The sequence below is a fragment of the Microbacterium altimontanum genome, from assembly GCF_058349865.2.
This window is the reverse complement of sequence record NZ_JBYRJB020000005.1, coordinates 326809-351828: the sequence shown is the minus strand read 5'-3', so window position 1 is coordinate 351828 and position 25020 is coordinate 326809. Positions and strand designations below refer to the sequence as shown.

The following is a 25020-nucleotide window of genomic DNA, read 5'->3' as shown; positions in this document are numbered from 1 at the left end:
CTTCAGACGGCGGCGACCGGTGTCGGCCGCGTGCCCTCGACGGAGGCGAGGATGCTCTCCAGGGCGTTGTGCAGGTGGATGTGGGTGGCGTGTGCGGCGAGCTCGTCGTCGCCGGCGGCGATCGCCTCGGCGATCAGGCGGTGCTCGGCGACGGCGGAGGCGAGACGCTCCGGGTTCTCGCGGGCCATGCGCCGCACGCGCACGAGATGGGTGCGGATCGTGCGCATCGCGGAGGTCAGGTAGTCGTTGGCGACGGCGCCGTCGAGTGCGGCGTCGAACCGGGCGAAGAGCTCGCGATACGCATCCGGCGCGTCGGTCTCGTCGAGACGGACGGCGGCGAACCCCGCCGCCAGCGCGGCGAAGGTGGCGGAGTCGGCCCGCTGTGCGGCGAGCCGGGCCGCCGTCTCCTCGAGCGCGCGGCGCACTTCGAACAGCTCGCGGATGTCGCCCGCGTCGATCTCGCTGACGACGGTGACGCGCGGCGACTGCTGCACGACGAGGCCGTCGGCGGCGAGCCGGCCGATCGCCTCGCGCAGCGGAGTGCGGCTCACGCCGAGCCGCGCCGCCTGCTCGACTTCGCCGAGGACCGCGCCAGGCGCCAGGAGCCCCGATTGGATCTCGTCGAGCAGGGTGCGGTACGCACGATCACTGGCCCGCATGCGCACTCCTTTCGACCCGACTGCCCTCTTGCGGGCTAGTGTATACATAAAGCGCGCAAGTCGTGACAGTGTGCCGATCGCACCCCCGCACCGTATACAAAGCTTGACACTGGAGAGAGACATGAGCACTGCAGTCATCGTCGATGCCGTTCGCACTCCATCGGGGCGAGGGAAGCCGGGTGGTGCGCTGTCCGGTGTGCACCCGGTCGATCTGGGAGCACTGGTGCTGTCGTCGCTCCTCGAACGCAACGGGCTGGAGTCGGCACAGGTCGACGACGTGCTGATGGGATGCGTCAGCCAGACCGGCGACCAGTCGACGAACATCGCCCGCAACGCCGTGCTGGCGGCGGGGTTCGACGAGTCGGTGCCCGCGACCACCATCGACCGGCAGTGCGGGTCGAGCCAGCAGGCCGCGCACTTCGCCGCGCAGGGCGTAATCGCGGGCGCTTACGACGTCGTGATCGCCGGCGGCGTGGAGTCGATGAGCCGGGTGCCGCTGGGCTCGTCGACCGCCGGCGGAACGGCCGTGTCACCGCAACTGCGGGAGCGGTATCCCGACGGGCTCGTGAATCAGGGCGTCTCCGCGGAGCTGATCGCCGCGAAGTGGGGCTTCGATCGGGCGGCGCTCGACGCGTTCGCGGCCGAGTCGCACCGTCGCGCGGCGTCCGCGCAGGAGGCGGGCCGGTTCGAGCGTGAGCTGCTCTCCGTCCCGACGACGGGGGCCGACGGCGAGCCGACCCTCGTGACCACCGACGAGACCGTGCGCGCGGGAACGACCGTCGAGAAGCTCGCCGGGCTGCCGGCATCCTTCCGCGACGACGCGATCGCCGCCCGCTTTCCGCAGATCGCGTGGAACATCACCCCCGGCAACTCCTCCCCGCTCACCGACGGCGCGTCCGCGCTGCTCATCATGAGCGAAGAGAGGGCGGCCCAGCTGGGGCTGACTCCGCGGGCGCGGTTCCACTCGTTCGCGGTCGTGGGCGACGATCCGCTGTACATGCTCACGGGGCCGATCCCCGCGACCCGCCGCATCCTCGATCGCGCGGGACTGACGATCGACGACATCGACGCATACGAGGTGAATGAAGCCTTCGCGCCCGTGCCGATGGCGTGGGCGCAGGAGGTCGGCGCCGATCCCGCGAAGCTCAACCCGTGGGGCGGCGCGATCGCGCTCGGCCACCCCCTCGGCGCCACCGGCGCACGGCTCATGGGCACCCTGCTGTCCTACCTCGAAGCCACCGGCGGTCGGTTCGGGCTCCAGACGATGTGCGAGGGCGGCGGGATGGCGAACGCCACCATCATCGAACGCCTCTGACGCACCGGGCGGGTCACAGGCCGGGCGCCGCCCGAACGCCGTCCGGAATGGTCGCATCGGCTGCACGAAGCGACAGCCAGGGGCGGCGATCTGAAGCGACGCGAGGGCGCTGCGTCGCCGGGAATCCCGCCCCTGCTCCGGGACCACAGAACCGCGACGACCCACGGGACATCCCGTGGGTCGTCGCGGTTCACTGCGGTGCTCAGCCGACCGGGACGCGCTCGCGCTCGTCGTCGGAAGCCGCCTCCGGACCGGAGTCCGCCGCGTCGTCGGCCGAGGCATCCGCCGGCTCGTCGTCGCTGTCGTCGGCGAACGGCAAGCCGTCGCGCGAGGCGTTGTACAGGTCGAGATCGAGGATCCCCTCGCGCTTCGCGACGATCGTCGGCACGAGCGCCTGCCCGGCGACGTTCAGCGCCGTCCGGCCCATGTCGAGGATCGGGTCGATCGCCAGGAGCAGGCCGACACCCTCGAGCGGAAGGCCCAGCGTCGACAGCGTGAGCGTCAGCATGACGGTCGCGCCCGTCGTGCCGGCGGTGGCGGCGGAGCCGAACACCGACACCACCACGATGAGGATGTACTGGATCGGGGTGAGGGCGATCCCGAAGAACTGCGCGACGAAGATCGCGGCGATCGCCGGGTAGATGGCAGCGCAGCCGTCCATCTTCGTGGTCGCGCCGAACGGCACGGCGAACGACGCGTACGCCCGGGGCACGCCGAGGTTGCGCTCGGTGACGCGCTCGGTCACCGGCAGGGTGCCGATCGACGACCGGCTCACGAATCCCAGCTGCACCGCCGGCCACACACCGGAGAAGTACTGCCGGATGGACAGTCCGTGCGTCTTGACGAGGATCGGGTAGACGACGAACAGCACGAGCGCGAGGCCGACGTACACCGCGACGGCGAACCAGACGAGCGACGCGAGCTTCTCCCATCCGTAGTTGACCACGGCGCTGGCGATGAGGCCGAGCGTGCCGATCGGCGCGATGCGGATGATCCACCACAGCACACGCTGGATGACCTTCAGGAACGACTCGACGAACGCGAGGAACGGCTCCGCCTTGCGCCCGGCCTTCAGCGCGGCGATGCCGATGGCCGCCGAGACGACGATGACCTGCAGGATGTTGAAGCCCACGGTGGAGGTGACGTCCTGGCCGTCGAGCGAGCTCGAGACCTGGAGACCGAGGAAGTTCTGCGGGATGAGTCCGATGAGGAAGTTCCACCACGACCCGACGGTGTGCGGCTCGCTCGGCTCCAGCCCCTCGCCGGCGCGGGCGCCGGGCTGGATGACGAGTCCCAGGACGATGCCGATCGACACCGCGATGAACGCGGTGATCGCGAACCACACGAGCGTCTGTCCGGCGAGCCGCGCCGCATTGCGCACACGACGCAGATTGGAGATGCTCGCGACGATCGCGGCGAAGATCAGGGGTACGACGGCGGCCTTCAGCAGCGTCACGTACGACGAGCCGATCACCCCGAGGGTGGCGGCGAGTCCGTTGGCGTTGCCGGCGCTGTCGTCGCCGATCGACAGCGCCCACAGCCCGAGGACGATGCCGAGGACGAGGGCGACGAGGATCTGGAATCCGAAATTGGTGAGCAGTCGCCGCACCGGGCCGCGCGGGGCCCGGTCTGCTGCTCGCGCGTCGCGTGACGCTGTCTGGGTGCTCATGGTGTCTCCTGTGAAAGTGCGGGGATGGCACGATGCTAGGGGCGTGAAGCGCGGCCGCCGCGGGCGTGACGAACGGTGACGACACGCAGCGTCACAAACCGGCCATTTCGGAGTGTTCACAAATTCATGAACTCGGCGTACGCTTGCCGCTCATGACCACAGTGATCGACACCCGCGGCCTGCACAAGCACTACGGCCGCACGCACGCCCTGGACGGGCTCGACCTGTCCGTCGAACCCGGGCAGGTGCACGGTTTCCTCGGCCCGAACGGCGCGGGGAAGACGACGACGATCCGCATCCTCCTCGGGCTCGCACGCAAGACCAGCGGCGACGCATCCGTCTTCGGTGAGGACCCGTGGCGCGATGCGGTCGCCATCCACCGGCGCACCGCATATGTGCCGGGCGATGTGAGCGTCTGGCCGAACCTCTCCGGCGGCGAGGCCGTCGACCTGCTCGCGCGCCTGCGCGGCACGGCGCGCTCGGATCGCATCTACCGCCGGGAGCGCGCACGGCTCATGGAGGAGTTCCAGTTCGATCCCCGCAAGAAGGGCCGCAGCTACTCGAAGGGCAACCGGCAGAAGGTCGCGCTGATCGCGGCGTTCGCGGTGCCCGCCGACCTCTACATCCTCGACGAGCCGACGAGCGGCCTCGACCCGCTGATGTCGGTCGTGTTCCACCGCGAGGTCGACCGGGTGCGCGACGCGGGGGCGACGGTGCTGCTGTCGAGCCACATCCTCTCCGAGGTCGAGCAGCTCTGCGACCGCGTCTCGATCATCCGCGAGGGACGGATCGTCGAGTCCGGCACGCTCAGCGAACTGCGCCACCTCACCCGGACCGAGGTCTCCTTCGCCGCCGACGGGTTGGCGCCCGAGCGCCTCGCCGCGCTGCCCGGCGCCCATGACGCCACCGTGCAGGACGGGCGCGCCCGGTTCACCGTCGACAGCGACCGGATCGCGCAGACCCTGCCTGCGCTCGCGCAGCTCGGCGTAGAGGGCCTGCGCGTCGCGCCGCCGTCGCTCGAGGAGCTCTTCCTGCGCCATTACGGCGACGAACTGGCCGACCTCGAGACCGCGGAAGCGGGGACGAAGCGATGAGCAGGATGACGGCCCTCCTGCGCCAGCGTCTGCGCCGCGACTGGCTCCAGCTGCTGCTCTGGATCGTCGGCACGGCGCTCATGGCGTACGCAGGATATGCGGGAGTGACGCAGTCGTACGCGACGGTTGCCGACCGTCAGAACATCCTCGCCGCCGCGGTGGCGAATCCGGTCATCCTGATGTTCCGGGGGCTGCCGTCGGGATCCAGCGAGGGAGGGTTCCTCGCGTTCGAGATCCTGCCATGGCTCGCGATCCTCGCCGCGCTGATGTCGACGTTCCTGGCGGTGCGCCACACGCGCGCCGACGAGGAGGCGGGTCGCGCCGAGCTGCTCTCGGCGACCCCCGCCGGCCGGGCGCTGCCCACCGTCGCCACGATCGTGCATGGCGTGCTCGCCGACGTCGTGCTCGGCATCCTCACCGCCGCGGCGCTCATCTCGACCGGCCTCGGCGCCGCCGGGTCGTGGCTGACGGGTGCGGCTGCCGCTGCGACCGGCATCGCGTTCCTCGGCATCGGCCTCGTGGCCGCACAGCTCGTGCGCACCTCGCGGGCGGCGAACGCGCTGACGATCTGGGTCCTCGTGGCGACGTTCCTGCTGCGCGGCATCGGCAACGCGGCGGGCACCCCGAGCGACGACCTCACGCACATGCGGAGCGCCTGGCCGGCGTGGATCTCGCCGTTCGGCTGTGCCGAGCAGACGCGTCCGTTCGATGAGAACACGTGGTGGCCCGTGCTGCTCGCGGTGGCCGTCGGACTCGGGCTCGGCATCGCCGCGACGGTGCTGCAGTCGGTGCGCGACATGGGAGCGAGCTTCCTCACCGGCCGGGCCGGACGGGTGCATGCGCGGCCGGCCCTGGCGTCGTCGCACGCCCTGGTCTGGCGTCTCGCATCGGGCTCGATCGTGGGCTGGGCGATCGGCGGAGCCCTCACCGGTCTCCTGGCGACGACGCTGGGGAGCGTCGTCGATCAGGTGGCCGGTGATAATCCAGCCGTCGTGGACATCATCACCAAGCTGGCGCAGTCCGGTTCGCTGGACGAGGCCGTCATCACGGTGTTCTTCACGATGCTGGGGATCGTGGCCGGATGCTGCGCTGTGCAGACCGTCGTCCGCGCGCGGCAGGAGGAGGCGCACGGGACCGCGGAGCCGGTGCTCGCCGCCCTCGTCGGGCGGGTGCGCTGGCTCGCCGACTACCTCATCGTCGCGACGTGCGCCGTGCTGATCATCGTCGCCGCGGCCGTGGGTGCGGCGTCTCTCGGCCTCGCCGCGAACGGCGGAGGTGCCGACCTGTACCGCACGGTCGTCGTGGACGGCACCGGACAGTTCGTCGCGGCGACGGTGTTCACTGTGGTCACGGCGCTCATCTTCGTGGTCGTGCCGCGAGCGACGATCGGCCTCGCCTGGGCGCTGGTGCTGGTCGCGACGACGCTCGGCATGTTCGGTCCGCTGTTCGGTCTCCCGGAGTGGACGACGAACCTGTCGCCGTTCGGCGTGACGCCCGTCGTGTCGGGCAGTGATGTCGACGTGCGGGGGCTGTGGTGGCTCATCCTCGCGATCGCGGTCGGAGCCGCCGCATCCCTCACTCTGATGCGCCGACGGCAGCTCACGGCCGACGGGTAGATTCGTCGATGATGACCGAGCACCACGCGATCGAGTCCGCCGAGCGCGCCGCGGCCGTGATGACGGCGGCCGGGATGCCGCGGATGCCGGCGCGCGTCATGATGGCGCTCATCGCCGCGCCCGCCGACGGGTATACGGCCGGCGAGCTGTGCGAGCGGCTCGGGGTGAGCGCGGCAGCCGTGTCGGGAGCGGTGCGCTACCTGCAGCAGCTGCATTTCATCCACCGGCGCACTGTTCCCGGCGAGCGGCGCGAGCGGTATGTGCTGCTCGAGGACGCGTTCTACCGGTCGGTCGTCGACAACTCGCCGGTGTACGTCCGGTCGGCGGCGATCCTCGAGGAGATGGCCGCCGACCTCACGGCCGATGCTGCCGCACAGACGCGCGCGGCCGACATCGCCGCGTTCATGCGCTTCCTCTCACGACGGATGCCGCAGCTCATCGGCGAGTGGGAGGCCGAGCGGAGTTCGACCGCCGAGCCCGCGTGAGGTCCCTGAGCGAGGACGCGCGGAGCGCGACCGAGTCGAAGGGCGCTCAGGGACCTGAGTGGTGCGGCCCTTCGACTCGCTGCGCGGTTCCTGAGCGAGGAGCGAAGCGACGAGTCGAAGGGCGCTCAGGGACCTACGCCTCCTCGGGCGGCTGCACGACTCCGGCGAGCTCCGGAGCCACCACCGGCACCGCGCCGGTCGCGGTGACGAGCACCTGCTCGGCGTCGACGTCGGCCGCCGCCTGCTCGAACTGCGACTGGTACAGCCGCCAGTACGCGCCCTGCTTCGCGATCAGCTCGTCGTGCGTGCCCTGCTCCACGATGTCGCCGTGCTCCATCACGAGGATGAGGTCGGCGTCGCGGATCGTCGAGAGCCGGTGCGCGATCACGAACGACGTGCGCCCCTGCCGCAGCGCCGCCATCGCGTGCTGCAGCAGCAGCTCCGTTCGGGTGTCGACCGAGCTCGTCGCCTCGTCGAGGATCAGCACCGACGGCTGCGCCACGAACGCCCGGGCGATCGTGATGAGCTGCTTCTCCCCCGCCGACACGTTCGACGCATCCTCATCGAGGACCGTGTCGTACCCGTCGGGGAGGGAGTGCACGAATCGGTCGACGCGCGTCGCCCTCGCGGCGGCCACGATCTCCTCGTCCGTGGCGGACTGCCGACCGTAGCGGATGTTCTCGCGGATCGTCCCCGCGAACAGCCACGGGTCCTGCAGCACCATGCCGGTGCGGCTGCGCACATCGTCGCGGGTGAGCTGCGACACGTCCTGTCCGTCCAGCAGGATGCGTCCACCGTCGAGCTCGTAGAACCGCATCAGCAGGTTCACGAGCGTCGTCTTGCCGGCGCCCGTCGGGCCGACGATCGCGACGGTCTGCCCCGGTTCGACTCGGAACGACAGATCGCGGATCAGCGGCTGCGCCGGATCGTACGAGAACTTCACGTGATCGAACTCGATCACCCCGCGACCGGGCCGCAGCTCGGGCGCATCGGCCGCGTCGGGCTCCTGCTCGTCGGCGTCGAGGAGGTCGAACACCCGCTCTGCCGACGCCGTGCCGGACTGCACGACGGCCGCCATCCCGCCGAGCTCGCTCAACGGCTGAGTGAACTGCTGGGAGTACTGGATGAACGCCTGCACATCGCCGAGCCGCAGGTTGCCCGAGGCCACCATGAGGCCGCCGAGCACCGCGATACCCACGTAGGTGAGACTGCCGATGAACATCATTCCGGGCATGATGATGCCCGACAGGAACTGCGCCTTGAACGACGCCTGGAAGAGCTCTTCGTTCTCCTCGGCGAACTTGGCGCGCGAGTCCTGCTCGCGGCCGAACACCTGCACGAGGGCATGCCCCGAGAACGACTCCTCGACGCGCGCGTTGAGCCGTCCGACCTTGCGCCACTGGATGCTGAAGGCCTTCTGCGACTTCGGGCCGATGATGCCGAAGATCACGGCCATCAGCGGCAGCGAGACCAGGGCGACGAGCGCAAGCTGCCACGAGATCGTGAACATCATGACCAGCACGCCCACCACCGTCAGCACGCTCGTGAGCGCGCCCGACAGCGACTGCTGCATCGTCTGCGTGATGTTGTCGATGTCATTCGTGACCCGGGAGATCAGCTCGCCGCGCTGCACCTTGTCGAAGTACGACAGGGGCAGCCGGTTGAGCTTCGCCTCGACGTCCTCGCGCAGCCGCCACATCGTCCGGACCATGATCACGTTGATGACGTAACCCTGCACCCAGCTGAGCAGCGCCGACACGACGTAGATCGCGAGGACCGCGACGATGACCATGCGCAGCCGGTCGAAGTCGACTCCGGCGCCGACCTGGAAGTCGCTCATCGCGGCGACCATGTTCGCGATGTCGGTCTGTCCCGATTGCCGCAGCATCTCGACGACCTGCGCCTGTGATGTGCCGGCCGGGATGTGCGCGGCGGCGAGCCCGAGCGACACCACTCCCTCGAAGATGATGTTCGTCGCCTCGCCGAGCACCTTCGGCGCGATGACGGCGAGGACCACGCCGATGGCGCCGGCGAGCGACACGAGCGAGAATCCGATCCAGTGGGGCTTCAGCAGCCCGATCATCCGGCCGAAGCTCTTGCCGAAGTTCGCGGCCTTCCCGGGTGCGACCCCGCCGCTCCAGTCGTCGGCGTTCAGCCGCGCCTGCTCGGCGAGCTCGAGTTCGAGCCGCTCCTCCTCGGTCTGCAGGTCGGGCGCGCTCATGCCTGCACCCCCAGCTGCGAGTCGACGATCTCTCGATACGTCGGGCACGTCTCCAGCAGTTCGTCGTGGGTGCCCACGCCCACCACGCGACCACCGTCGAGCACGACGATGCGGTCGGCGTCGGTGATGGTCGAGACGCGCTGCGCCACGACGATCTTCGTGACCTCCGGCATCCGTTGCCAGAGCGCGTGTCTCAGGCGCGCGTCGGTGGACAGGTCGAGGGCCGAGAACGAGTCGTCGAAGACGAGGATGTCGGGCTGGTGCACGATCGCGCGGGCGATCGCAAGCCGCTGCCGCTGCCCGCCCGACACGTTCGTGCCGCCCTGCGCGATGCGCGCCGACAGCCCGCCCTCCTTCTCGGCGACGAAGTCGCGAGCCTGGGCGATCTCGAGGGCGTCCCACAGCTCGCCGTCGGTCGCCTCCTCGCGGCCGAACCGCAGGTTCGACGCGATGGTTCCGGTGAACAGGAAGGGCCGCTGCGGCACGAGGCCGATGCCCTGCCACATGGTCTCGAGGTCGGCCTCCCGCACGTCGACCCCTGCAACGCGCACCGCGCCGTCCGTCACATCGAACAGGCGCGGGATGAGCGACACGAGAGTCGTCTTGCCGGAGCCGGTGGATCCGACGATCGCAACGGTCTCGCCCGGCTCGGCGCGGAATGTCACGTCGTGCAGGACGGGCTCCTCCGCTCCGGGGTAGGCGAAAGTGACGTGGTCGAACTCGACGGCACCGGGACGCGCGAAGTCGCTCACCGGCCGGGTGGGACGGGCCAGCGAGCTGTCGGCATCGAGGACTTCGCCGATGCGCTCGGCCGAGACGGCCGCGCGCGGAATCATGATCGTCATGAACGTGGCCATCAGCACACCCATCAGGATCTGGCCGACGTACTGCATGAACGCGAACAGCGTGCCGATCTTCACATCGCCCTCGTTCACGGCGATGCCGCCGAACCAGATGACGCCCACCACCGTGAGGTTCAGCACGAGCATCGCGAGCGGGAACAGCAGGACGAACAGCGTTCCCACATTGCGGCCGACGACCATGATGTCGGTGTTCGCGCCGCGGAAGCGGTCCTCCTCGATGCGCTCGCGGACGAAGGCGCGCACGACGCGCACCCCGGTCAGCTGCTCCCGCATGATGCGGTTCACGGCGTCGAGCCGCACCTGGTAGCGGCGGAACAGCGGGACCATCCGGCTGATCACGAGCGCCGCGATGATCAGCAGCAGCGGCACCGACACGGCGATCAGCCAGCTCAGCCCAACGTCCTGCTGCAGCGCCATGATGATGCCGCCGATCGCCAGGAGCGGCGCGGTGACGAGCATCGTGGCGCCCATCATCGCGAGCATCTGCACCTGCTGCACGTCGTTCGTGTTGCGGGTGATGAGCGACCCGGCGCCGAAGCTCGAGATCTCACGCTCCGAGAAGGAGCTGACCCGGTCGTAGACGTCGCGGCGGATGTCGCGCCCGGCCGCCATCGCCGACCGCGCGGCGAAGTACGTCGCAACGATGGATGCAACGATCTGGGCGAGCGAGATCAGCAGCATGAACCCGCCGTGCGACCAGATGTAGCCGGTGTCGCCGCGAGCGACGCCGTTGTCGATGATGTCGGCGTTCAGGCGTGGCAGGTACAGCTGCGCGATGGCCGACGCGAATTGGAAGACCAGCACGCCGAGCAGCAGCCAGCGGTAGGTCTTGAGGTAACGGAAAAGCACTTTCGCAAGCACGAAGAACTCCAAGGGGGGATCGCGCGAATGCGCGGAGAGACCAGAGTGCCACGAGCCTCCGACACTCTGCCACCGATTCCTCTCTCAGCGGACGATCATCGTGCTCTCAGCCGGCCTCCAGCGCCTCGAGCGCCGGCCGCTGCCCCTTCACGAGACGAGGAAGCGCCTCCGCCACCGGCATCCACTCGGCCCTGTCCACCTCCGGGAACGCGACGGTCTTCCCGGACCGCGGGGGCCATTCCATCTCGAATGTGCCGAATTCGAAGCCGGATGCGTCGAACCCGCTGCCGTCGGCGGCGAACACCGTGACCCGCTTGCCCGAGGAGTACGCCCACGTTCCGAGCTCACGGTAGGGACCGGGCGGCGGGGCGACCCCGAGCTCCTCACGGAACTCGCGGGCCGCCGCATCCGCCGCCTGCTCCGTGGCGGGGTCGAACTCGCCCTTCGGAATCGACCACGCGCCCTCGTCCTTGCGCGCCCAGAACGGGCCGCCCATGTGCGCGATGAGCACCTCGATCCCGTCGCCCGAGCGGCGATGCAGGAGGAGCGCGGCACTCGTGATCACGTCAGGGGCGGCCCTTCGGCGACACCTCGTACGTCTTCTGCGGGTCGCGCACGACGACGTCGCCGAGCGCCTCGTCGATCGCGGTCATCACGTCGGACTCGAGCTTCACGCCGGAGGCGGCGACGTTCGAGGCGATCTGCTCGGGGCGGGATGCGCCGACCAGGGCCGCGGCGACATTGGGGTTCTGCAGCACCCATGCCACGGCCAGCTGGGGCATCGTGAGCCCGCACTGCTCGGCGATCGGCTCGAGCTTCTGCACCGCCGTGAGCACGTCGTCGCGGAGGAACCGCTTGATGAACGCGGCGCCGCTCTTCTCGTCGGTCGCACGCGAACCCTCCGGAAGCGGCTGACCGGGGACGTACTTGCCGCTGAGCACGCCCTGCGCCATCGGCGAGAACACGATCTGGGAGAGGCCGAGCTCCTCGCTCGTCGGCACGACCTTCTCCTCGATCACGCGCCACAGCATGGAGTACTGCGGCTGGTTGGAGATGAGTGGCACATGCAGCTCCTTCGCGAGGGCGGCACCCTCGCGAAGCTGCTCGGCGGTCCATTCGCTCACACCGATGTACAGCGCCTTGCCCTGCCGGACGACATCGGCGAACGCCTGCATCGTCTCCTCGAGGGGCGTCTCGTAGTCGAAGCGGTGCGCCTGGTACAGGTCGACGTGGTCGACGCCGAGGCGCTGCAGCGAGCCGTTGATCCCCTCGAGGATGTGCTTGCGCGACAGGCCCGCGTCGTTCGGCCCCTTCGGGCCGATCGGCCAGTACACCTTGGTGAGGATCTCGAGACTCTCGCGGCGCTGGCCGGCGAGCGCCTTGCCCAGCACGACCTCGGCCGCGGTGTTGGCGTAGGTGTCGGCGGTGTCGAAGGTCGTGATGCCGGCGTCGAGCGCCGCGTGCACGGTGGCGATCGCGGCGGAGTCGTCGACCTGCGACGCGTGCGTCACCCAGTTGCCATAGGTGATCTCCGAGACCTTGAGTCCGCTGTTTCCGAGGTAGCGATGTTCCATTCCTCCACGCTACTCGCGCAGAGAGACGTGCTTCGCCGCGTCAGGCGGTGCTCTGGCGGACGATGTCGGCGCGCTCGTTCCAGCTGCGGGTCGCGACGCGGTCGAGCGCGACCTGACGGCGCATCGCGTCGGCCTGTTCGTACAGAGAGGGATCGCCGTAGCTGGTGAGCACCTTCACGAGCACGGGCAGCAGTTCGATCATGAAGAACAGCGCCGCGATGAGCCAGTGCGCCCACGCGAGGGTCGGCTCCTTCTGCGAGAGGCGATCCAGCCCGCTGATCTGGCTGAGGAGGCCGACCGCGTCGGCGTTGCCACCGGCGACCGAGGCCGCGCGCTCGTTGTACGCGGCGAGCGCGTCCTGGTACGTCTGGCGCGCCGTAGGCAGCTGGTCCTGCGCCTGCTTCTTGTTCTGGACCTCCGAAGCGCTGATCGCCGCGGTGCCGCTCGCGTCGGCGGCGGCGAGCGCGGCGTTCGCGTCGCGCAGCTTCGCGGCCAGCGCGTCGTACGACGACTGGGCCGCGGCGAGCTGATCCTTCGCGGCCGTCGAGCTCGCTCCCGTGCCGACGACGCCGGTGCAGCCCGGAACGGTGCCCTGGCCCTTGCCGGTGAGTTCACACTGGTACAGCGCGCGGGCCTGGTCGATGACCTTCTGCTGCGCGTCGAGTTTCTTGTTGAGGTCGTCGACGGTCTGCTGCGCAGCGACGGATGCCGCCGACTTCGTCGACGTTCCCGCCACCACGCCGGTCGCGGCCTGGTTCTCCAGGTCATTCACCCGGGCGGTCGCCGCATCCAGAGCCTTCTTCTCGGGGCCGTCGGTCACGCCCTTCTGGTCGGCGAGGGCGTGCGAGATGTTCGTCGAGGTGACCTCGCGGGCGATGTCGTTGTGGAACACCTGCAGGACGAGCGGCTCGGCGACGACGATGCCGATGATCGCCGCCATGATGACCCGGGGCAGGGCGAGGCCGATGAGCTTCAGGATGCTGTGGGTGGCCCGCATCGTCGAGGTGAGGAAGCGGTCGAGGTTGAAGATGACCAGCGCCCAGACGAGGGCGATGGGGACGGCGATCCACGCCGAGACCCGGACTCCCGTGACGAGAGCGAAGAACATCGACAGCGCCGAGACGAGGGCGGTGCCGGCGAGCACGAAGAACATCTGCACGAACCGCGGCGTCTCGATCGGCACCTCGGCGAGCACGTCGGCGTCGGCGCCGCCGAGCACTGCGAGCCGCCGCGTCCACGGCATGCGGGGCCGGATGCGTCGGGGGGTGCGGCGCGGCCCGGTGGCGCCAGGCGCCGGGGCGAGGATCGCGGTGTCGCCCGGCGCGGCGTCGTCGAGCGCGGCGTCACCGGGCGCGGTGTCGCCCGGCGCGGTGTCGCCCGGCGCGGTGTCGTCCCGCGGGGACCGGTCGGCGCGCGGAGACCTATCGCCGCGCGGGGACCGTTCGCCTGTCGCAAATCGACCCTCATTCGACTCCGGAAGGTCGATTTGTGACAGGTGAGCGGTCCGGGGACCGGGAGTGGGGGCTGGCTCGGCGGCGGCATGGAGCTCCGCGGCGTCGGCCGAGTCGTCGATGTCGGCGAGAGCGTCGGCGTCGACCGCCCGGAGGTCGCTCAGGTACAGCGGCTCGGTCTCGTCGAGGTCGTCGGCCTCATCGAGTTCGATGCGGCCGTCGGAGCCGAAGCGGCCGGGGCGGTGGACGGAGAACGACATCGTGCCAGAGTAGACGGGCGCGGCTGGATGACAGTTGAGGGATCGTTGTGTGCGCGGTGAGCACCGGTCACGCCTCGACGGGCGTCGCCGCCGCGGCCTCCTGGTCGGATTCGGTCGCCACGAGCTGGCCGCACGCGCCGTCGATGTCCTTCCCGCGGGTGTCGCGGATCGTCGTCGGGATGCCGTGTGCCTCGAGCCGGCGGACGAACTCGTCCTGCACGGCCTTCTCGGAGGAGGTCCACACCGATCCGGGCGTCGGGTTCAGCGGGATGGGGTTCACGTGCACCCATCCGTGCCCGCGCGCGTTGAGCTTCTCGCCGAGCAGGTCGGCGCGCCAGCCATGGTCGTTCATGTCCTTGATGAGGGCATACTCGATCGACACCCGGCGACCGGTCTTGTCGAAGTAGGCGCGCGCCGCATCCAGCGCCTCGTCGACCTTCCACCGGGAGTTCACCGGGATCAGCTCGTCGCGCAGCTCGTCGTCGGGCGCGTGCAGCGACAGGGCGAACGTGACGGGGATGTCCTCGTCGGCGAGCTTGCGGATCGCCGGCACCAGGCCGACCGTCGACACGGTGATGCCGCGGGCGCTCATCCCCATGCCGTGCTTCTTGTCGGTCATGACGCGCACGGCGTGCATGACGCGGTTGTAGTTCGCGAGCGGCTCCCCCATGCCCATGAAGACGATGTTCGAGACGCGCTCGCCCTCGTGGCCGACGCGCTTGGGGTCGCCGAGCTCGCCGTCGGCGATGGCGCGGTTGGCGCGCACCACCTGCGCGATGATCTCGGCGGCCGACATGTTGCGGGTCAGCCCCGCCTGGCCGGTGGCGCAGAACGGGCAGTTCATGCCGCACCCGGCCTGCGACGAGACGCAGAGCGTGATGCGGCCGGGGTAGCGCATGAGCACCGACTCGACGAGCGCGCCGTCGTGGAGCTTCCACAGGAACTTGATCGTGTCGCCCCGGTCGGTCGACAGCCGCCGCACCTCGGTGAGCAGCGGCGGGAGCAGCGTGTGCACGAGCCCCTCGCGCCCCTCGGCGGGGAGGTCGGTCATCTCGGCCGGGTCGTGGGTGTAGCGCGTGAAGTAGTGCTTCTCGAGCTGCGCGGCACGGAACCCGGGAAGGCCCAGCTCCGTCATCTTGTCGACCCGCTGCTGCGGAGTGAGGTCGGCGAAGTGGGCCGGCGGCTTGCCGCGGCGCGGACTCGCGAACTGGAGGAGCGGCCGCCCCTCGGCATCCTTCTTCTGGGTCCAGCCCTCGGTCTTCGGCCGCACCTGCGGTGCGCGCGGGGTGGAGGAGGGCGTGGAGGTCATCCCCCCAGGGTATTCGGCGCTCCTGCACAGATGCCGAGTCGCCCCTCGGTTCGCCGAGTTGCCCCTCGGTTCGCCGAGTCGCCCCTCGGTCCGCCGAGTCGCCCCTCGGTCCGCCGAGTCGCCCCTCGGTTCGCCGAGTCGCCCCTCGGTTCGCCGAGTTGGCCCTCGGTTCGCCGAGTTGGCCCTTGGTTCGCGAGCAGTACCCGCCGGATGCGTCGATCGTGCCAGTCAGACGAGGAGGTAGAGCGATCCGGCGATCGTGAGCACGATGATGACGCGATCGAACAGCTTCTGACTGATCCGTCCCGCGATCGTCCGTCCGCCGAATGCGGCCAGGACGACGACGGGCACGAGCACCAGATCGAGCGCCACTCCCGGCCACGTGATGAGCCCGAGCGAGATCGAGAACGGGAGCTTCGCGATGTTGACGATCGCGAAGAACCACGCCGACGTGCCGAGGAACGCCTTGACCGGGAACCGCGCCGCGAGGAAGTACATCGACATCACCGGCCCCGCGGCGTTCGCGACCATCGTGGTGAAGCCGCCGAGGCCGCCGTAGACGCCCGCTGCGATCCGATGCGAGCCCCGAGTCGCGGCATCCGCTGCACGGCGTCGCCGCCAGAGCGTCACGCCCACGACGGCGAGCAGGATGACCGCGATCATCCGGCGCACCCACTCGTCCGAGGCGAACGCGAGGAACACGGCACCGGCGACGAGCCCGACGATCACAGCCGGTGCGAGGCGCAGCAGTGTGCGCAGGTCGGCGTGCCGGCGGTAGGCCGCGAGCGCGAACACATCGCCGACGATCAGCAGCAGAAGGATGACGCCCGTCGACTGCTTCGCCGGCAGCACCGCCGCGAACAGTGCCACGGCGAGCGTCGCCGCTCCCGGCAGCGCCGCTTTGGAGAGCCCGATGATCGCCGCCCCCGCGACGAGCGCGACCCAGGCCAGGACGGTCAGATCGGGCAGCGGCACCCGCCCACGCTACCGAAGCCCGGCGGGATGGCCGCGCCGGGCTGGAAGAATAGGCGGGTGAAACTTCTCGTCGCAGCGCTCGAAGCCGAACTCGTCGCATTCCCGGAGGAGCTGCCCGGCTTCGACCGGCTCGTGACGGGCCCCGGCAAGCTGCAGGCGACATACGCGCTGACGCGTGCACTCGACGCAAAGGAGTACGACGAGGTCCTCGTCGTCGGCACCGCCGGTGCGATCGACGCGCGGCTCGACGCCGGCGTCCACGACATCGATGTCGCGATCCAGCACGACGTCACCGACATCGACGGCGTGGTCGGACAGCATGTCTCGCTTCCCGCGCAGGTGCTCCTCGCGCCGAGGAGCGAACGCGGCGAAGGAGTGACGATCGCGACCGGCGACCACTTCGTCGACGACGCCGAGGCGGTCGAGACCATCCGGCCGCTCGGGGCGCGCCTCGTCGACATGGAGACCTACGCCTACGCGTGGGTCTCCGAGCAGTTCGGCGTGCCGATCCGCGTGCTCAAGGCGGTGTCGGATCGCGCCCAGGACGACGCCATCACCGACTGGCGCGCGACCGTCGCAGCCTGCAGCGCCGAGCTGCGCGATGTCGTGCGAGCCGAGTACGGCGTCTGAGGGGCCCCACCCTCCGGGACTGAGGCGCCAACCGAGGGGCAACTCGACGAACCGCGGGGCAACTCGCGCCCGAGAAGCGCCCGAGAAGCGCCCGGGGAGCGCGCCAGCCGGAGAGCGCGCCGGCCGGGGAGCGCGTCAGCCGGGGAGCCTGTCAGTCGAGGAAGATGTCGGGGAAGAGCTCGGCGTCGGGCGTGCCGGGCACGGCGGCGTAGCGCGCGAAGTCGGTGACTCCGGCCGCCTCGAGCACCTCCTCGACCACGAGCGTCTGTCCGGTGAATGAGCGCGACGGCTGCGTGAACACCTCGTACGCCGCGTCGGCGTAGATCTCCGGTGTGCGGCTCGCCCGCATCATCCGTTCGCCACCGAGCGAGTACTGCACGGCGGCGGTGGCGATCGTCGTGCGGGGCCACAGCGTGTTCGCGGCGATCCCGTCGCTCACGAACTCCGCCGCCATCCCGAGGGTGGCCATCGTCATGCCGTACTTCGCGAGCGTGTAGCCGGTGTGCGCGCCGAGCCAGCGCGGCGTGATGTTCAGCGGCGGCGACAGCGAGAGGATGTGCGGGTTCTCGGCATCCTTCAGCACCGGAATCGCGGCCCGCGACAGCATGAACGTGCCACGGACGTTGACGTCCTGCATCAGGTCGTACTTCTTCGCGGCGAGCTCGAGCGACCCGGAGAGGTCGATCACGCTCGCGTTGTTCACGACGATGTCGATCCCGCCGAACTCGCCACGGGTGGTCAGCACCGCCTCGGCGACGTCGTCGTCGTTGCGCACATCGCCGACGATCGGCAGCGCCTGCCCTCCGGCCGCGCGAATCTGCTCCGCCGCCGTGTGAACGGTGCCCTCGAGCTTGGGATGCGGGGTGTCGGTCTTCGCGAGCAGGGCGATGTTCGCGCCGTCGCGAGCCGCGCGCAGCGCGATCGCCAGACCGATGCCGCGGCTGCCGCCCGACATCAGGATCGTCTTGCCCGCGAGCGCCCCGGGTCGGCCCGAGGCCGCGTCGGCGGGCGGCGTGATGCTGCTGTCGGTCATGTCGTGCCTCCTGCTCGTCGGACTGTTCAGCGCTTCGTGAACGCGCGGATGCGCGCCTGTGCTTCGGGGGTGTCGAACGCGGCGCCGATCGAGCGTGCCTCTTCGCTCAGCTGCTCGGCGAACGAGCGCGCCGGTTGCGACCGGACCAGCCGCTTGGCCTGCCCGTACGCCCCACGGGCGCCGGCCAGCCAGAACCGTGCCACCGCTTCGGCCCGCCGCCCGACCGCGTCGGGTGCGACGACCTCGGCGACGAGTCCCCAGTCGAGCGCCTCGTCGGCCGACAGCATCCGATCCTGCAGCACGAGCTGCAGCGCCCGCCGTTCGCCGACCGCCCGCGCCAGCTGCGCCGTCACCGACAGATCGGGCGTCAGGCCGACGTTCGCGTACCGGCTGCCGATGAGGGAGTCCGACCCGATCACCGCGTAGTCGCTTGCCATCAGGATGCCGAGGCCCCCGCCCGCGGTGGTGCCCTGCGCCGCGGCGACCACCGGGACCGCGGACTCGACGAGGGCGCGGATGCCGGTGTTGATCACCTCGGCCAGCTCGGTGATGTCGGCGCCGGACCCCATCGTCTCCGCCATCTCGCGCACGTCGCCGCCCGCGCAGAACGCACGGCCGGCGGCGTCGATGACGATCGCGCCGACGTCGTCGCGGCTCGTCGCCTCGCGCGCGATGTCGGCCCACGCGCGGGCCGAATCGGCGTTGAACGCGTTCAGCCGCGCCGGGCGATTGAGGGTGATGCGGGCCAGACCGTCGTCGACGCGCAGCAGGATAGCGTCGCTCGGCTCAGCCGCATCCTGTGCACGCGGCGGGGCGTCGCCCGTCGCAGCCGGGCCCTGGGCGGACGGTGTCGCGTCGCTCACCGCGGCGCCATCCGGATCGCCCCGTCGAGCCTGATCGTCTCGCCGTTGAGGTAGCCGTTGTCGATGATCGACAGCGCGAGACGGGCGTACTCGTCGGGCGTGCCGAGTCGCTGCGGGTACGGCACCTGCTCGCCGAGCGACGCCTGAGCGGCCTCGGGAAGGCCGGCGAGCATCGGCGTCTCCATGATCCCCGGCGCGATCGTGCAGACCCGGATGCCGTAACGCGCGAGCTCCCGGGCGATCGGGAGGGTCATGGCGTGCACGCCGCCCTTGCTCGCGGAGTAGGCGGGCTGCCCGATCTGCCCGTCGAAGGCGGCGACCGACGCCGTGTTGACGATGACGCCCCGGTCGCCCGACTCGGTCGGGTCCGTCTTCGACATGACGGCGGCGGCCTGCGAGATGACGTTGTAGGTGCCGATGAGGTTGACCTGGATGACCTTCGCGAAGCCGGCCAGCGGCGACGGGTTGCCGTCGCGGTCGAGCACCTTGGCGGGCGGGGCGATGCCCGCGCAGTTCACGACCACGCGCAGCGGGGCGGGGGTCGCCGCGATCTGCGCCGCGGAGGCGACCTGCTCGGAGTCGGTGACGTCGGCGGCGGCGAACGTGCCGCCGAGCTCTGCGGCGATCTCCGCGCCGGCCGACGTCGGCAGGTCGACGATCGTGACGTGCGCTCCCTGCGCGGCGAGGCGTCGCGCTGTCGCGAGGCCCAGACCGCTCGCACCGCCGGTGACGAGGGCGGATGCTCCGCTGATGTCCATGTGTTCTCCTTCGAACGACCGAGTCGGCATTCAGTGTCAGCCTACGCGAGACTCCGTCTCGCAGTCGCCGACGGCGACGCAAGCGCCCGCGCCGGCCCCCCCAGGCTAGTGCGCCGTCCGCCGGGCTGCCCGGCGGACGGCCATTCCCCGCTCGGTCAGTCCGATTCCTCGTCGATGGACTCCAGAAGCTGCTTGAGCGCCTTCTCGATGCTCGTGTGGTCGTACTGCCCGGCCCGGCTCTCGCCGGAGATGACCGCGCACCGGTGCACCGTGCGGAAATCGCCGGACGGGAAGAGGTAGCGGCCCTTCGTGCCCTCTGTCTTCTCGGTGTCCTCCCCGAGGTGCCAGAGCGTGAACTCCGCCATGCCGTTCTTGTCGATGAAGCGGTTCTCGTCATCTGTCGACGGGGCGTGCTCGCTCCAGTCGTCGCGCTCGTCGTGCGTGATCTTCCCGTCACGGACGAGTTCGCGCGCGTGCGCGAGAGCGTCGTCGTTCAGCTTGACCGTCATCCTTCTCCCTTCGTCTGCCGCCAGCACCGTGCTCGATCGCGCGGCGCCCTACCCGATCGCCGGTGGCCCGGCCCTCTTCGCCGCGACCGTGGCGGATCGACGACGACGATAGGACGGTCCGCCGGGCGTGGCGACGGTCTTGACATGCGCCTAGCGTCGGGCGAGACGGCGGGGCAAGCCCGTGCCGGCCGGTGCAGCCGCCGCCTATCCTCGGGGCCAGTACCCATCCCCTGAGGAGGAAACATGGCCGATCAGCCCACCAAAAACCGCCGCCGCGCCGCCGGTGACACCGGAGCCAAGCTCACCAAGGAGCAGAACGCCGAGAGCGGCTTCCGGGCATCGGCGCAGCTGAGCAAGAACATGCAGGCGGTCCTCGTGGACCTGCTCGAGCTGTCGCTGCAGGGCAAGCAGGCGCACTGGAACGTCGTCGGGACGAACTTCCGCGACACCCACCGCCAGCTCGACGAAATCATCGAGGCGGCTCGCCGCTTCAGCGACGTGATCGCCGAGCGGATGCGTGCCCTGCACGCGCTGCCCGACGGACGCAGCGACACGATCGCCGAGACCACGACCCTGCCGGAGATCCCGCAGGGCGAGATCGCCACGACGACGGTCATCGACCTCATGACCGAGCGCCTCGACGCCGTGATCGGGACCGTGCGGGGAGTGCACGACGCCGTCGACGAGGAGGACCCGACGACCGCCGACCTGCTGCACGAGATCCTCGAGAGCCTCGAGCAGTTCTCCTGGATGGTGAGCGCCGAGAACCGCGTGCCCGAGAAGAAGTGACCTGACCGCCGGTCAGCGCACGGCGAAGCGGCCGGAAGTCCCGGCCGCTTCGTCATGAGTGCAGGTCAGTCGAAGCTGTCCTTGACGTCGTCCTTCACGTCCTCGGCCGCCTTCTTCACGCCGGCCTTGGCCTGGTCCATCTTGCCTTCGGCTTCCATGCTGTGGTCGTCGGTTGCCTTGCCCATGGCTTCCTTGCCCTTGCCCTTGAGGTCTTCCGCCTCATTCTGAATCTTGTCGTCGATGCCCATCATGGCCTCCTTCGTCTGGACGGGGACTCGTGATCCCTCTCGATGGGTCCATCCCAGCCGAGCGAGCACCGCCGGAACAGGGGCTTGACGTGTGCCCGTCGTCCTGGCACAGTCCCGTGAGCGCGGCCGCTCCGCCGGAGGCTCATCCCGACGCTGCGGGACGATCAGCCGCGACGCCAGCGAGCGCGGTCCTGTCCAGCCTTGACGCTGCACACCATGGACGTGCCCTTCGACGTCACGCCGTGCGCGCCGACCGGCGCACAGAACGCCCCCGGGTGCACCACGCGCGGCGCCGCCGGTTTCGGCGCTGCGGGCTTGGTCGGGGCCGGCTTCGGCGCGACCGTCTTGTGCGGGACAGGCTTGCTCGGCGCGGCCTTCGGGGCGGGCGCCTTCGCCACGGCATCCGGCATCAGCACGATGCTGCCGGCCGACGCGACCTTCTGCTCCGGGCAGGTGTGCAGGATGCGGGCGATCGCATCGTGTTCGGCCGCCGTCACCCACAGCCCGTACTTCGCCTTGACCGTCACCTGGCGCGCGACGTACGCGCAGCGGTAACTCTTCGACGGCGGAAGCCAGGTGGCGGCGTTGCCGGCCCCCTTGCTCGCGTTCACCGGGCCCGAGACGGCGAGCAGGTTCACCGGGTCGTTCGCGAGCTCCTCGCGCCGGTCCTGGCTGAGCTGCTGCGCACCGCTCTGCCACGCGTCCATGAGCGCCACGACATGGTCGATCTGCACGGCCGTCGACGTGCCCTGTCCGCGCGTGAACGCGATGCTCCTGCCGCTGTACGGGTCGGTGAGCGTGCCGGTGAGCACGACGCATCCGTGCGTGTTCGCCTTGACACCTACGCTCTTGAGGTCGCGGCGCAGGATGTCGTTCCGGGTGTCGCAGCCGTTGCGGTCGACGTCCTGCCAGGCGGGACCGAAGACGACGGCGCGCTCGTACCCGGTCTTCGGCGCCCGCCCCTTCACGGGCAGGGTCTCGAGCAGCGCGAGCGCGGTGTTCGCACCCGGCCGCGGCGTCGCCGTCGCGGCGGTCGGCGTCGGGGAGGGAGCCGACGCGACGCGCGACGGCGCGGGCGAGGTTGCCGACGCCGCGGTGGGGCCGCTCGAGACGGGACGTTCCGTGGCATCGCCTGCGGCGACGGCAGACGGATGCGTCGCCGGTGCGCGGCCCTCGCCGGTGGCGGCGTACACCCCGCTGCCGACGCACGTGACCACGAGAGCCGCGATGGCGACGCCCGCTCCGGCCTTGCGGCCCGCGAGGGCCAGCCAGGAGCCCCGGCGCGTGACGAGCGTGTAGACACCCGTGCCGAGGCCGATGAGGCCGGCCATGATGAGCATTCCGCCGACGCCGGTCGAGGTGCCGGCGATCACGAGGAGCAGGGCCGACAGGCCGAAGCCGATCCACGTCGACGGCCGGCGAAGGAATGGTCTCTTCATGTGTGGTGGGCGTGCGACGCCCCTTCTCCGCTCTGTTCCTGCTCGCAATCCCGGAAATGAGACGCTTCTCATAATAGGTGCTTCGCGGCCAGCGGGCAGGATGGAGCCATGTCGATCCCGCTGGAGGCAGTGGCGGTGCCCGATGCCGTGGCGCTCATCGCCGGCACGGCGGCACTTGCCCCGGTGTGGCGCAACGATCTCGGCGGAGTGACGTTCCGCACCGACGACGACCGCTACATCAAGTGGGGGCCGCGGCATCCCGAACTCGACGTGGCGGCCGAGGCCGAGCGGCTGCGCTGGGCCGGCTCGCACATCCGCGTACCGACGGTGCTCGACGTCGGGCAGGACGGGGCGCAGGGATGGCTCGTCACGGCGGCCATCGAGGGGCGCTCGACCGTCGACCCGCACTGGATCGCCCGGCCCGAGGTCGCCGTGCCGGCGATCGGTCGCGGGCTCCGCGCGCTGCACGACGCGCTGCCCGTCGCGGAGTGCCCGTTCGACTGGAGCGTCGCGCACCGCGTCGCCGACGCGGCGGGCCGCGGCATCCTGCTTCCCGAGAAGCTGCGCACTCCCCCGCCCGACGACCTGCTCGTCGTGTGCCACGGCGACGCGTGCTGCCCGAACACGCTGCTCGACGACGCCGGCGACCCCGTCGCCCACGTGGACCTCGGCTCGCTCGGCGTCGCCGATCGCTGGGCCGATATCGCCGTCGCGTCGATGAGCACCGAGTGGAACTACGGCCCGGGGTGGGACGAGGCCCTCATCGCGGCGTACGGCGTCGCGCCCGACGCGGCACGGCTGGCGTACTACCGCGCCCTGTGGAATGCGACCTGAGGGGGAACGCGACCTGAGGGTGGAACGCGACCTGGGGGTGTGAGGCCCGGGCTCAGACCGTGACCGACGGCCGCGACGGATCCTTCCGGTTCACCGGGCCGTCGAACAGCGCGACCACCTCTTCCACCGACTTGCCCTTGGTCTCGGGCAGGAAGAAGTAGACGAAGAAGACGCCGATCACGCACAGCACGGCGAAGATGATCATCACCCAGCCGAGGCCGAGACCCACCTGCATGATCGGGAAGGCCAGCACGAGTCCGTAGTTGGCGAGCCAGTCGACCGCCGCGCCGATGCCCGACGCGCGCCCCCGCACCGCCGTCGGGAACACCTCGCCCTGCAGCAGCCACCCGGTTCCGCCGATGCCGATGGCGAAGCACGAGATGAACAGCGCGAACCCCACCATGATCACGATCAGCTGCGGCACCCCGGACATGAAGGATGCGCCGTACGCGCCGACCAGGAGGAACACCGCCATCCCGATGTACGCGCCGATCGCGAGCCGCCGCCGCCCGACGCTGTCGATGAACCGGAAGGCGAAGTACGTCGCGATGACGTTCACCACGGCGAGGATGCCGGCGGCGATGACCCCGAAGATCTCCGCCTGTACCGCAGTGGTCCCCGGGCCGGTGAAGTACGGCTGCAGCAGGTGGGGGCCGTAGTAGAACGCGACGTTGATGCCGGTGATCTGCTGCAGGATGAAGAACACGCACACGATGACGAGCGCGCGCTTGACCGGCTTCGTCCACTTCGTCCGGGCTGCGAGCCGCTCCTGCTGCGCGGCCACGGCGACCGCCTCCGCATGCACCTCGTCCGGGGTGGCGTCGAGACCGAGCGTGTGGAACGCCTTCAGGGCCTTCTCCTCCTTGCCGTGCTCGAGCAGCCACCGCGGCGATTCCGGCATCCGTGCCCGCATGAGCAGGGAGACGATCGCGGGGATGAACCCGATGCCCAGCAGGATGCGCCAGTCGACGGTGGAGGCGGCACCGGGCGCGATCCAGAGCACGACGACGGCGATGACGTACGCGGCGAGGATGCCGATCGTGATCATCCACTGCTGGATGATGGCGAGCGAACCGCGTCGCCCCTTCGGCGCGAATTCGGAGATGTAGGCCGTCGCGATCGCGGAGTCGGCTCCGATCGCGACCCCGATGATCAACCGTCCGATCGTGAGGGTCGTGGGCTCGAACGCGAACGCCGAAACGAGGGAGCCGATCGCGAACAGCGCCGAGTCGGCCAGCAGCAGCGACTTTCGGCCGAATCTGTCCGTGAGCGGGCCGGCCACGAGCGCGCCCACGAACGAGCCCAGCGATGCCCCGCCGACGATGATGCCGATCGCCACGGGTCCGAGCTCGAACGGGAGGAACACCAGCGCGGAGCCGATGTTCGATGAGTCGAAGCCGAACAGGAACCCGCCGATCGTCGCAAGGATCGCGAGGTAGATGTAGAACCGGCCGATGTCGCGTGTGTCGAGCGTCTCGAGGAGCCCGGCCTTGGTGCTCTCCATAAGGCGGACGTTACGCCGATGCCGGCCGCTGCGACAGGGGTTCTCCGACCCGGTTCTGCGA

General features: G+C 70.2%; 23 protein-coding genes. 7 read left to right on the top strand and 16 right to left on the bottom strand.

Annotation, left to right across the window (positions count from 1 at the left end; all coding sequences use genetic code 11):
* Positions 1 to 2 precede the first annotated feature (2 nt).
* Positions 3 to 659: a GntR family transcriptional regulator gene (locus AC3RX1_RS11120; RefSeq protein WP_491501300.1), complete on the bottom strand. Its 657-nt coding sequence runs from the start codon at positions 657 to 659 to the stop codon at positions 3 to 5.
* Between the two features lie 121 nt (positions 660 to 780).
* Between AC3RX1_RS11120 and AC3RX1_RS11115 the strand changes: the two genes are divergently transcribed.
* On the top strand, positions 781 to 1974 hold the full coding sequence (locus AC3RX1_RS11115; RefSeq protein WP_491501299.1) for a thiolase family protein: 1194 nt from the start codon (positions 781 to 783) through the stop codon (positions 1972 to 1974).
* 202 nt (positions 1975 to 2176) lie between these two features.
* Here AC3RX1_RS11115 and AC3RX1_RS11110 read toward each other — a convergent pair whose 3' ends face one another.
* Entirely contained in the window at positions 2177 to 3643 is a 1467-nt protein-coding gene (locus tag AC3RX1_RS11110; RefSeq protein WP_491501298.1) for a dicarboxylate/amino acid:cation symporter, read from the bottom strand.
* A 152-nt stretch (positions 3644 to 3795) separates the two neighbouring features.
* Between AC3RX1_RS11110 and AC3RX1_RS11105 the strand changes: the two genes are divergently transcribed.
* Genes AC3RX1_RS11105 through AC3RX1_RS11095 form a run of 3 tightly spaced genes read left to right on the top strand, consistent with a single transcriptional unit; the run spans position 3796 to position 6838 of the window.
* Positions 3796 to 4737, top strand: a complete 942-nt coding sequence (locus AC3RX1_RS11105; protein WP_491501297.1) for an ABC transporter ATP-binding protein — start codon at positions 3796 to 3798, stop codon at positions 4735 to 4737.
* Positions 4734 to 6353, top strand: a complete 1620-nt coding sequence (locus AC3RX1_RS11100; RefSeq protein ID WP_491501296.1) for an ABC transporter permease — start codon at positions 4734 to 4736, stop codon at positions 6351 to 6353. The genes AC3RX1_RS11105 and AC3RX1_RS11100 overlap by 4 nt, the downstream gene beginning before the upstream one ends.
* Positions 6354 to 6364: 11 nt before the next feature.
* The gene (locus tag AC3RX1_RS11095) at positions 6365 to 6838 is read left to right on the top strand and encodes a GbsR/MarR family transcriptional regulator (protein WP_491501295.1); all 474 of its coding nucleotides are present in this window, start codon (positions 6365 to 6367) and stop codon (positions 6836 to 6838) included.
* 133 nt (positions 6839 to 6971) lie between these two features.
* Here AC3RX1_RS11095 and AC3RX1_RS11090 read toward each other — a convergent pair whose 3' ends face one another.
* The 7 genes from AC3RX1_RS11090 to AC3RX1_RS11060 form a co-directional block, all read right to left on the bottom strand.
* Positions 6972 to 9059: an ABC transporter ATP-binding protein gene (locus AC3RX1_RS11090; RefSeq protein WP_491501294.1), complete on the bottom strand. Its 2088-nt coding sequence runs from the start codon at positions 9057 to 9059 to the stop codon at positions 6972 to 6974.
* Complete coding sequence (locus tag AC3RX1_RS11085) at positions 9056 to 10783, bottom strand: ABC transporter ATP-binding protein (protein ID WP_491501293.1); 1728 nt, start codon at positions 10781 to 10783, stop codon at positions 9056 to 9058. Before AC3RX1_RS11085 ends, AC3RX1_RS11090 begins: the two co-directional genes overlap by 4 nt.
* 106 nt (positions 10784 to 10889) lie before the next feature.
* Positions 10890 to 11348, bottom strand: coding sequence for an NUDIX hydrolase (locus AC3RX1_RS11080; RefSeq protein WP_491501292.1), 459 nt, complete (start codon positions 11346 to 11348; stop codon positions 10890 to 10892).
* A gap of 1 nt (position 11349) precedes the next feature.
* Entirely contained in the window at positions 11350 to 12357 is a 1008-nt protein-coding gene (locus tag AC3RX1_RS11075) for an aldo/keto reductase family protein (RefSeq protein ID WP_491501291.1), read from the bottom strand.
* 40 nt (positions 12358 to 12397) lie between these two features.
* Entirely contained in the window at positions 12398 to 14068 is a 1671-nt protein-coding gene (locus AC3RX1_RS11070) for a DUF4407 domain-containing protein (RefSeq protein WP_491501290.1), read from the bottom strand.
* 67 nt (positions 14069 to 14135) lie between these two features.
* Positions 14136 to 15377, bottom strand: a complete 1242-nt coding sequence (gene rlmN / locus AC3RX1_RS11065; protein WP_491501289.1) for a dual-specificity RNA methyltransferase RlmN — start codon at positions 15375 to 15377, stop codon at positions 14136 to 14138.
* 228 nt (positions 15378 to 15605) lie between these two features.
* Positions 15606 to 16346, bottom strand: coding sequence for a sulfite exporter TauE/SafE family protein (locus tag AC3RX1_RS11060; RefSeq protein WP_491501387.1), 741 nt, complete (start codon positions 16344 to 16346; stop codon positions 15606 to 15608).
* A gap of 63 nt (positions 16347 to 16409) precedes the next feature.
* On the opposite strand from AC3RX1_RS11060, the gene AC3RX1_RS11055 reads away from it, so the two are divergent.
* Positions 16410 to 16982, top strand: a complete 573-nt coding sequence (locus tag AC3RX1_RS11055; protein ID WP_491501288.1) for a phosphorylase family protein — start codon at positions 16410 to 16412, stop codon at positions 16980 to 16982.
* A 151-nt stretch (positions 16983 to 17133) separates the two neighbouring features.
* Here the strand turns inward: AC3RX1_RS11055 and AC3RX1_RS11050 are convergent, their stop codons facing one another.
* From AC3RX1_RS11050 to AC3RX1_RS11035, 4 genes are all read right to left on the bottom strand, one after another.
* The gene (locus tag AC3RX1_RS11050) at positions 17134 to 18015 is read right to left on the bottom strand and encodes an SDR family oxidoreductase (protein WP_491501287.1); all 882 of its coding nucleotides are present in this window, start codon (positions 18013 to 18015) and stop codon (positions 17134 to 17136) included.
* 26 nt (positions 18016 to 18041) lie between these two features.
* Complete coding sequence (locus AC3RX1_RS11045; RefSeq protein WP_491501286.1) at positions 18042 to 18878, bottom strand: enoyl-CoA hydratase/isomerase family protein; 837 nt, start codon at positions 18876 to 18878, stop codon at positions 18042 to 18044.
* Positions 18875 to 19636 carry an SDR family NAD(P)-dependent oxidoreductase gene (locus AC3RX1_RS11040; RefSeq protein WP_491501285.1) on the bottom strand — a complete coding sequence of 254 codons (762 nt, stop codon included), beginning with the start codon at positions 19634 to 19636 and terminating at the stop codon, positions 18875 to 18877. The genes AC3RX1_RS11045 and AC3RX1_RS11040 overlap by 4 nt, the downstream gene beginning before the upstream one ends.
* Before the next feature lie 155 nt (positions 19637 to 19791).
* The gene (locus AC3RX1_RS11035) at positions 19792 to 20145 is read right to left on the bottom strand and encodes a hypothetical protein (RefSeq protein ID WP_491501284.1); all 354 of its coding nucleotides are present in this window, start codon (positions 20143 to 20145) and stop codon (positions 19792 to 19794) included.
* A 243-nt stretch (positions 20146 to 20388) separates the two neighbouring features.
* On the opposite strand from AC3RX1_RS11035, the gene AC3RX1_RS11030 reads away from it, so the two are divergent.
* Positions 20389 to 20934, top strand: a complete 546-nt coding sequence (locus tag AC3RX1_RS11030) for a Dps family protein (protein ID WP_491501283.1) — start codon at positions 20389 to 20391, stop codon at positions 20932 to 20934.
* Positions 20935 to 20999: 65 nt separating this feature from the next.
* On the opposite strand, the gene AC3RX1_RS11025 is transcribed toward AC3RX1_RS11030, so the two are convergent.
* Together AC3RX1_RS11025 and AC3RX1_RS11020 are read right to left on the bottom strand one after the other, a co-directional pair.
* Complete coding sequence (locus AC3RX1_RS11025) at positions 21000 to 21182, bottom strand: CsbD family protein (RefSeq protein ID WP_491501282.1); 183 nt, start codon at positions 21180 to 21182, stop codon at positions 21000 to 21002.
* A 164-nt stretch (positions 21183 to 21346) separates the two neighbouring features.
* Positions 21347 to 22621: an HNH endonuclease family protein gene (locus AC3RX1_RS11020; protein WP_491501281.1), complete on the bottom strand. Its 1275-nt coding sequence runs from the start codon at positions 22619 to 22621 to the stop codon at positions 21347 to 21349.
* Between the two features lie 108 nt (positions 22622 to 22729).
* On the opposite strand from AC3RX1_RS11020, the gene AC3RX1_RS11015 reads away from it, so the two are divergent.
* Positions 22730 to 23455, top strand: a complete 726-nt coding sequence (locus tag AC3RX1_RS11015) for a phosphotransferase (RefSeq protein WP_491501280.1) — start codon at positions 22730 to 22732, stop codon at positions 23453 to 23455.
* A 52-nt stretch (positions 23456 to 23507) separates the two neighbouring features.
* Here the strand turns inward: AC3RX1_RS11015 and AC3RX1_RS11010 are convergent, their stop codons facing one another.
* Positions 23508 to 24959, bottom strand: coding sequence for a sugar porter family MFS transporter (locus tag AC3RX1_RS11010; RefSeq protein WP_491501279.1), 1452 nt, complete (start codon positions 24957 to 24959; stop codon positions 23508 to 23510).
* Positions 24960 to 25020 lie beyond the last annotated feature (61 nt).

Bases quoted from the DNA above. Each gene is read 5' to 3' on its own strand.
- AC3RX1_RS11120 (WP_491501300.1), bottom strand. From the start codon at position 659: ATGCGGGCCAGTGATCGTGCGTACCGCACCCTGCTCGACGAGATCCAA.
- AC3RX1_RS11115 (WP_491501299.1), top strand. From the start codon at position 781: ATGAGCACTGCAGTCATCGTCGATGCCGTTCGCACTCCATCGGGGCGA.
- AC3RX1_RS11110 (WP_491501298.1), bottom strand. From the start codon at position 3,643: ATGAGCACCCAGACAGCGTCACGCGACGCGCGAGCAGCAGACCGGGCC.
- AC3RX1_RS11105 (WP_491501297.1), top strand. From the start codon at position 3,796: ATGACCACAGTGATCGACACCCGCGGCCTGCACAAGCACTACGGCCGC.
- AC3RX1_RS11100 (WP_491501296.1), top strand. From the start codon at position 4,734: ATGAGCAGGATGACGGCCCTCCTGCGCCAGCGTCTGCGCCGCGACTGG.
- AC3RX1_RS11095 (WP_491501295.1), top strand. From the start codon at position 6,365: ATGACCGAGCACCACGCGATCGAGTCCGCCGAGCGCGCCGCGGCCGTG.
- AC3RX1_RS11090 (WP_491501294.1), bottom strand. From the start codon at position 9,059: ATGAGCGCGCCCGACCTGCAGACCGAGGAGGAGCGGCTCGAACTCGAG.
- AC3RX1_RS11075 (WP_491501291.1), bottom strand. From the start codon at position 12,357: ATGGAACATCGCTACCTCGGAAACAGCGGACTCAAGGTCTCGGAGATC.
- AC3RX1_RS11070 (WP_491501290.1), bottom strand. From the start codon at position 14,068: ATGTCGTTCTCCGTCCACCGCCCCGGCCGCTTCGGCTCCGACGGCCGC.
- rlmN (WP_491501289.1), bottom strand. From the start codon at position 15,377: ATGACCTCCACGCCCTCCTCCACCCCGCGCGCACCGCAGGTGCGGCCG.
- AC3RX1_RS11050 (WP_491501287.1), bottom strand. From the start codon at position 18,015: ATGACCGACAGCAGCATCACGCCGCCCGCCGACGCGGCCTCGGGCCGA.
- AC3RX1_RS11040 (WP_491501285.1), bottom strand. From the start codon at position 19,636: ATGGACATCAGCGGAGCATCCGCCCTCGTCACCGGCGGTGCGAGCGGT.
- AC3RX1_RS11035 (WP_491501284.1), bottom strand. From the start codon at position 20,145: ATGACGGTCAAGCTGAACGACGACGCTCTCGCGCACGCGCGCGAACTC.
- AC3RX1_RS11030 (WP_491501283.1), top strand. From the start codon at position 20,389: ATGGCCGATCAGCCCACCAAAAACCGCCGCCGCGCCGCCGGTGACACC.
- AC3RX1_RS11025 (WP_491501282.1), bottom strand. From the start codon at position 21,182: ATGGGCATCGACGACAAGATTCAGAATGAGGCGGAAGACCTCAAGGGC.
- AC3RX1_RS11020 (WP_491501281.1), bottom strand. From the start codon at position 22,621: ATGAAGAGACCATTCCTTCGCCGGCCGTCGACGTGGATCGGCTTCGGC.
- AC3RX1_RS11015 (WP_491501280.1), top strand. From the start codon at position 22,730: ATGTCGATCCCGCTGGAGGCAGTGGCGGTGCCCGATGCCGTGGCGCTC.
- AC3RX1_RS11010 (WP_491501279.1), bottom strand. From the start codon at position 24,959: ATGGAGAGCACCAAGGCCGGGCTCCTCGAGACGCTCGACACACGCGAC.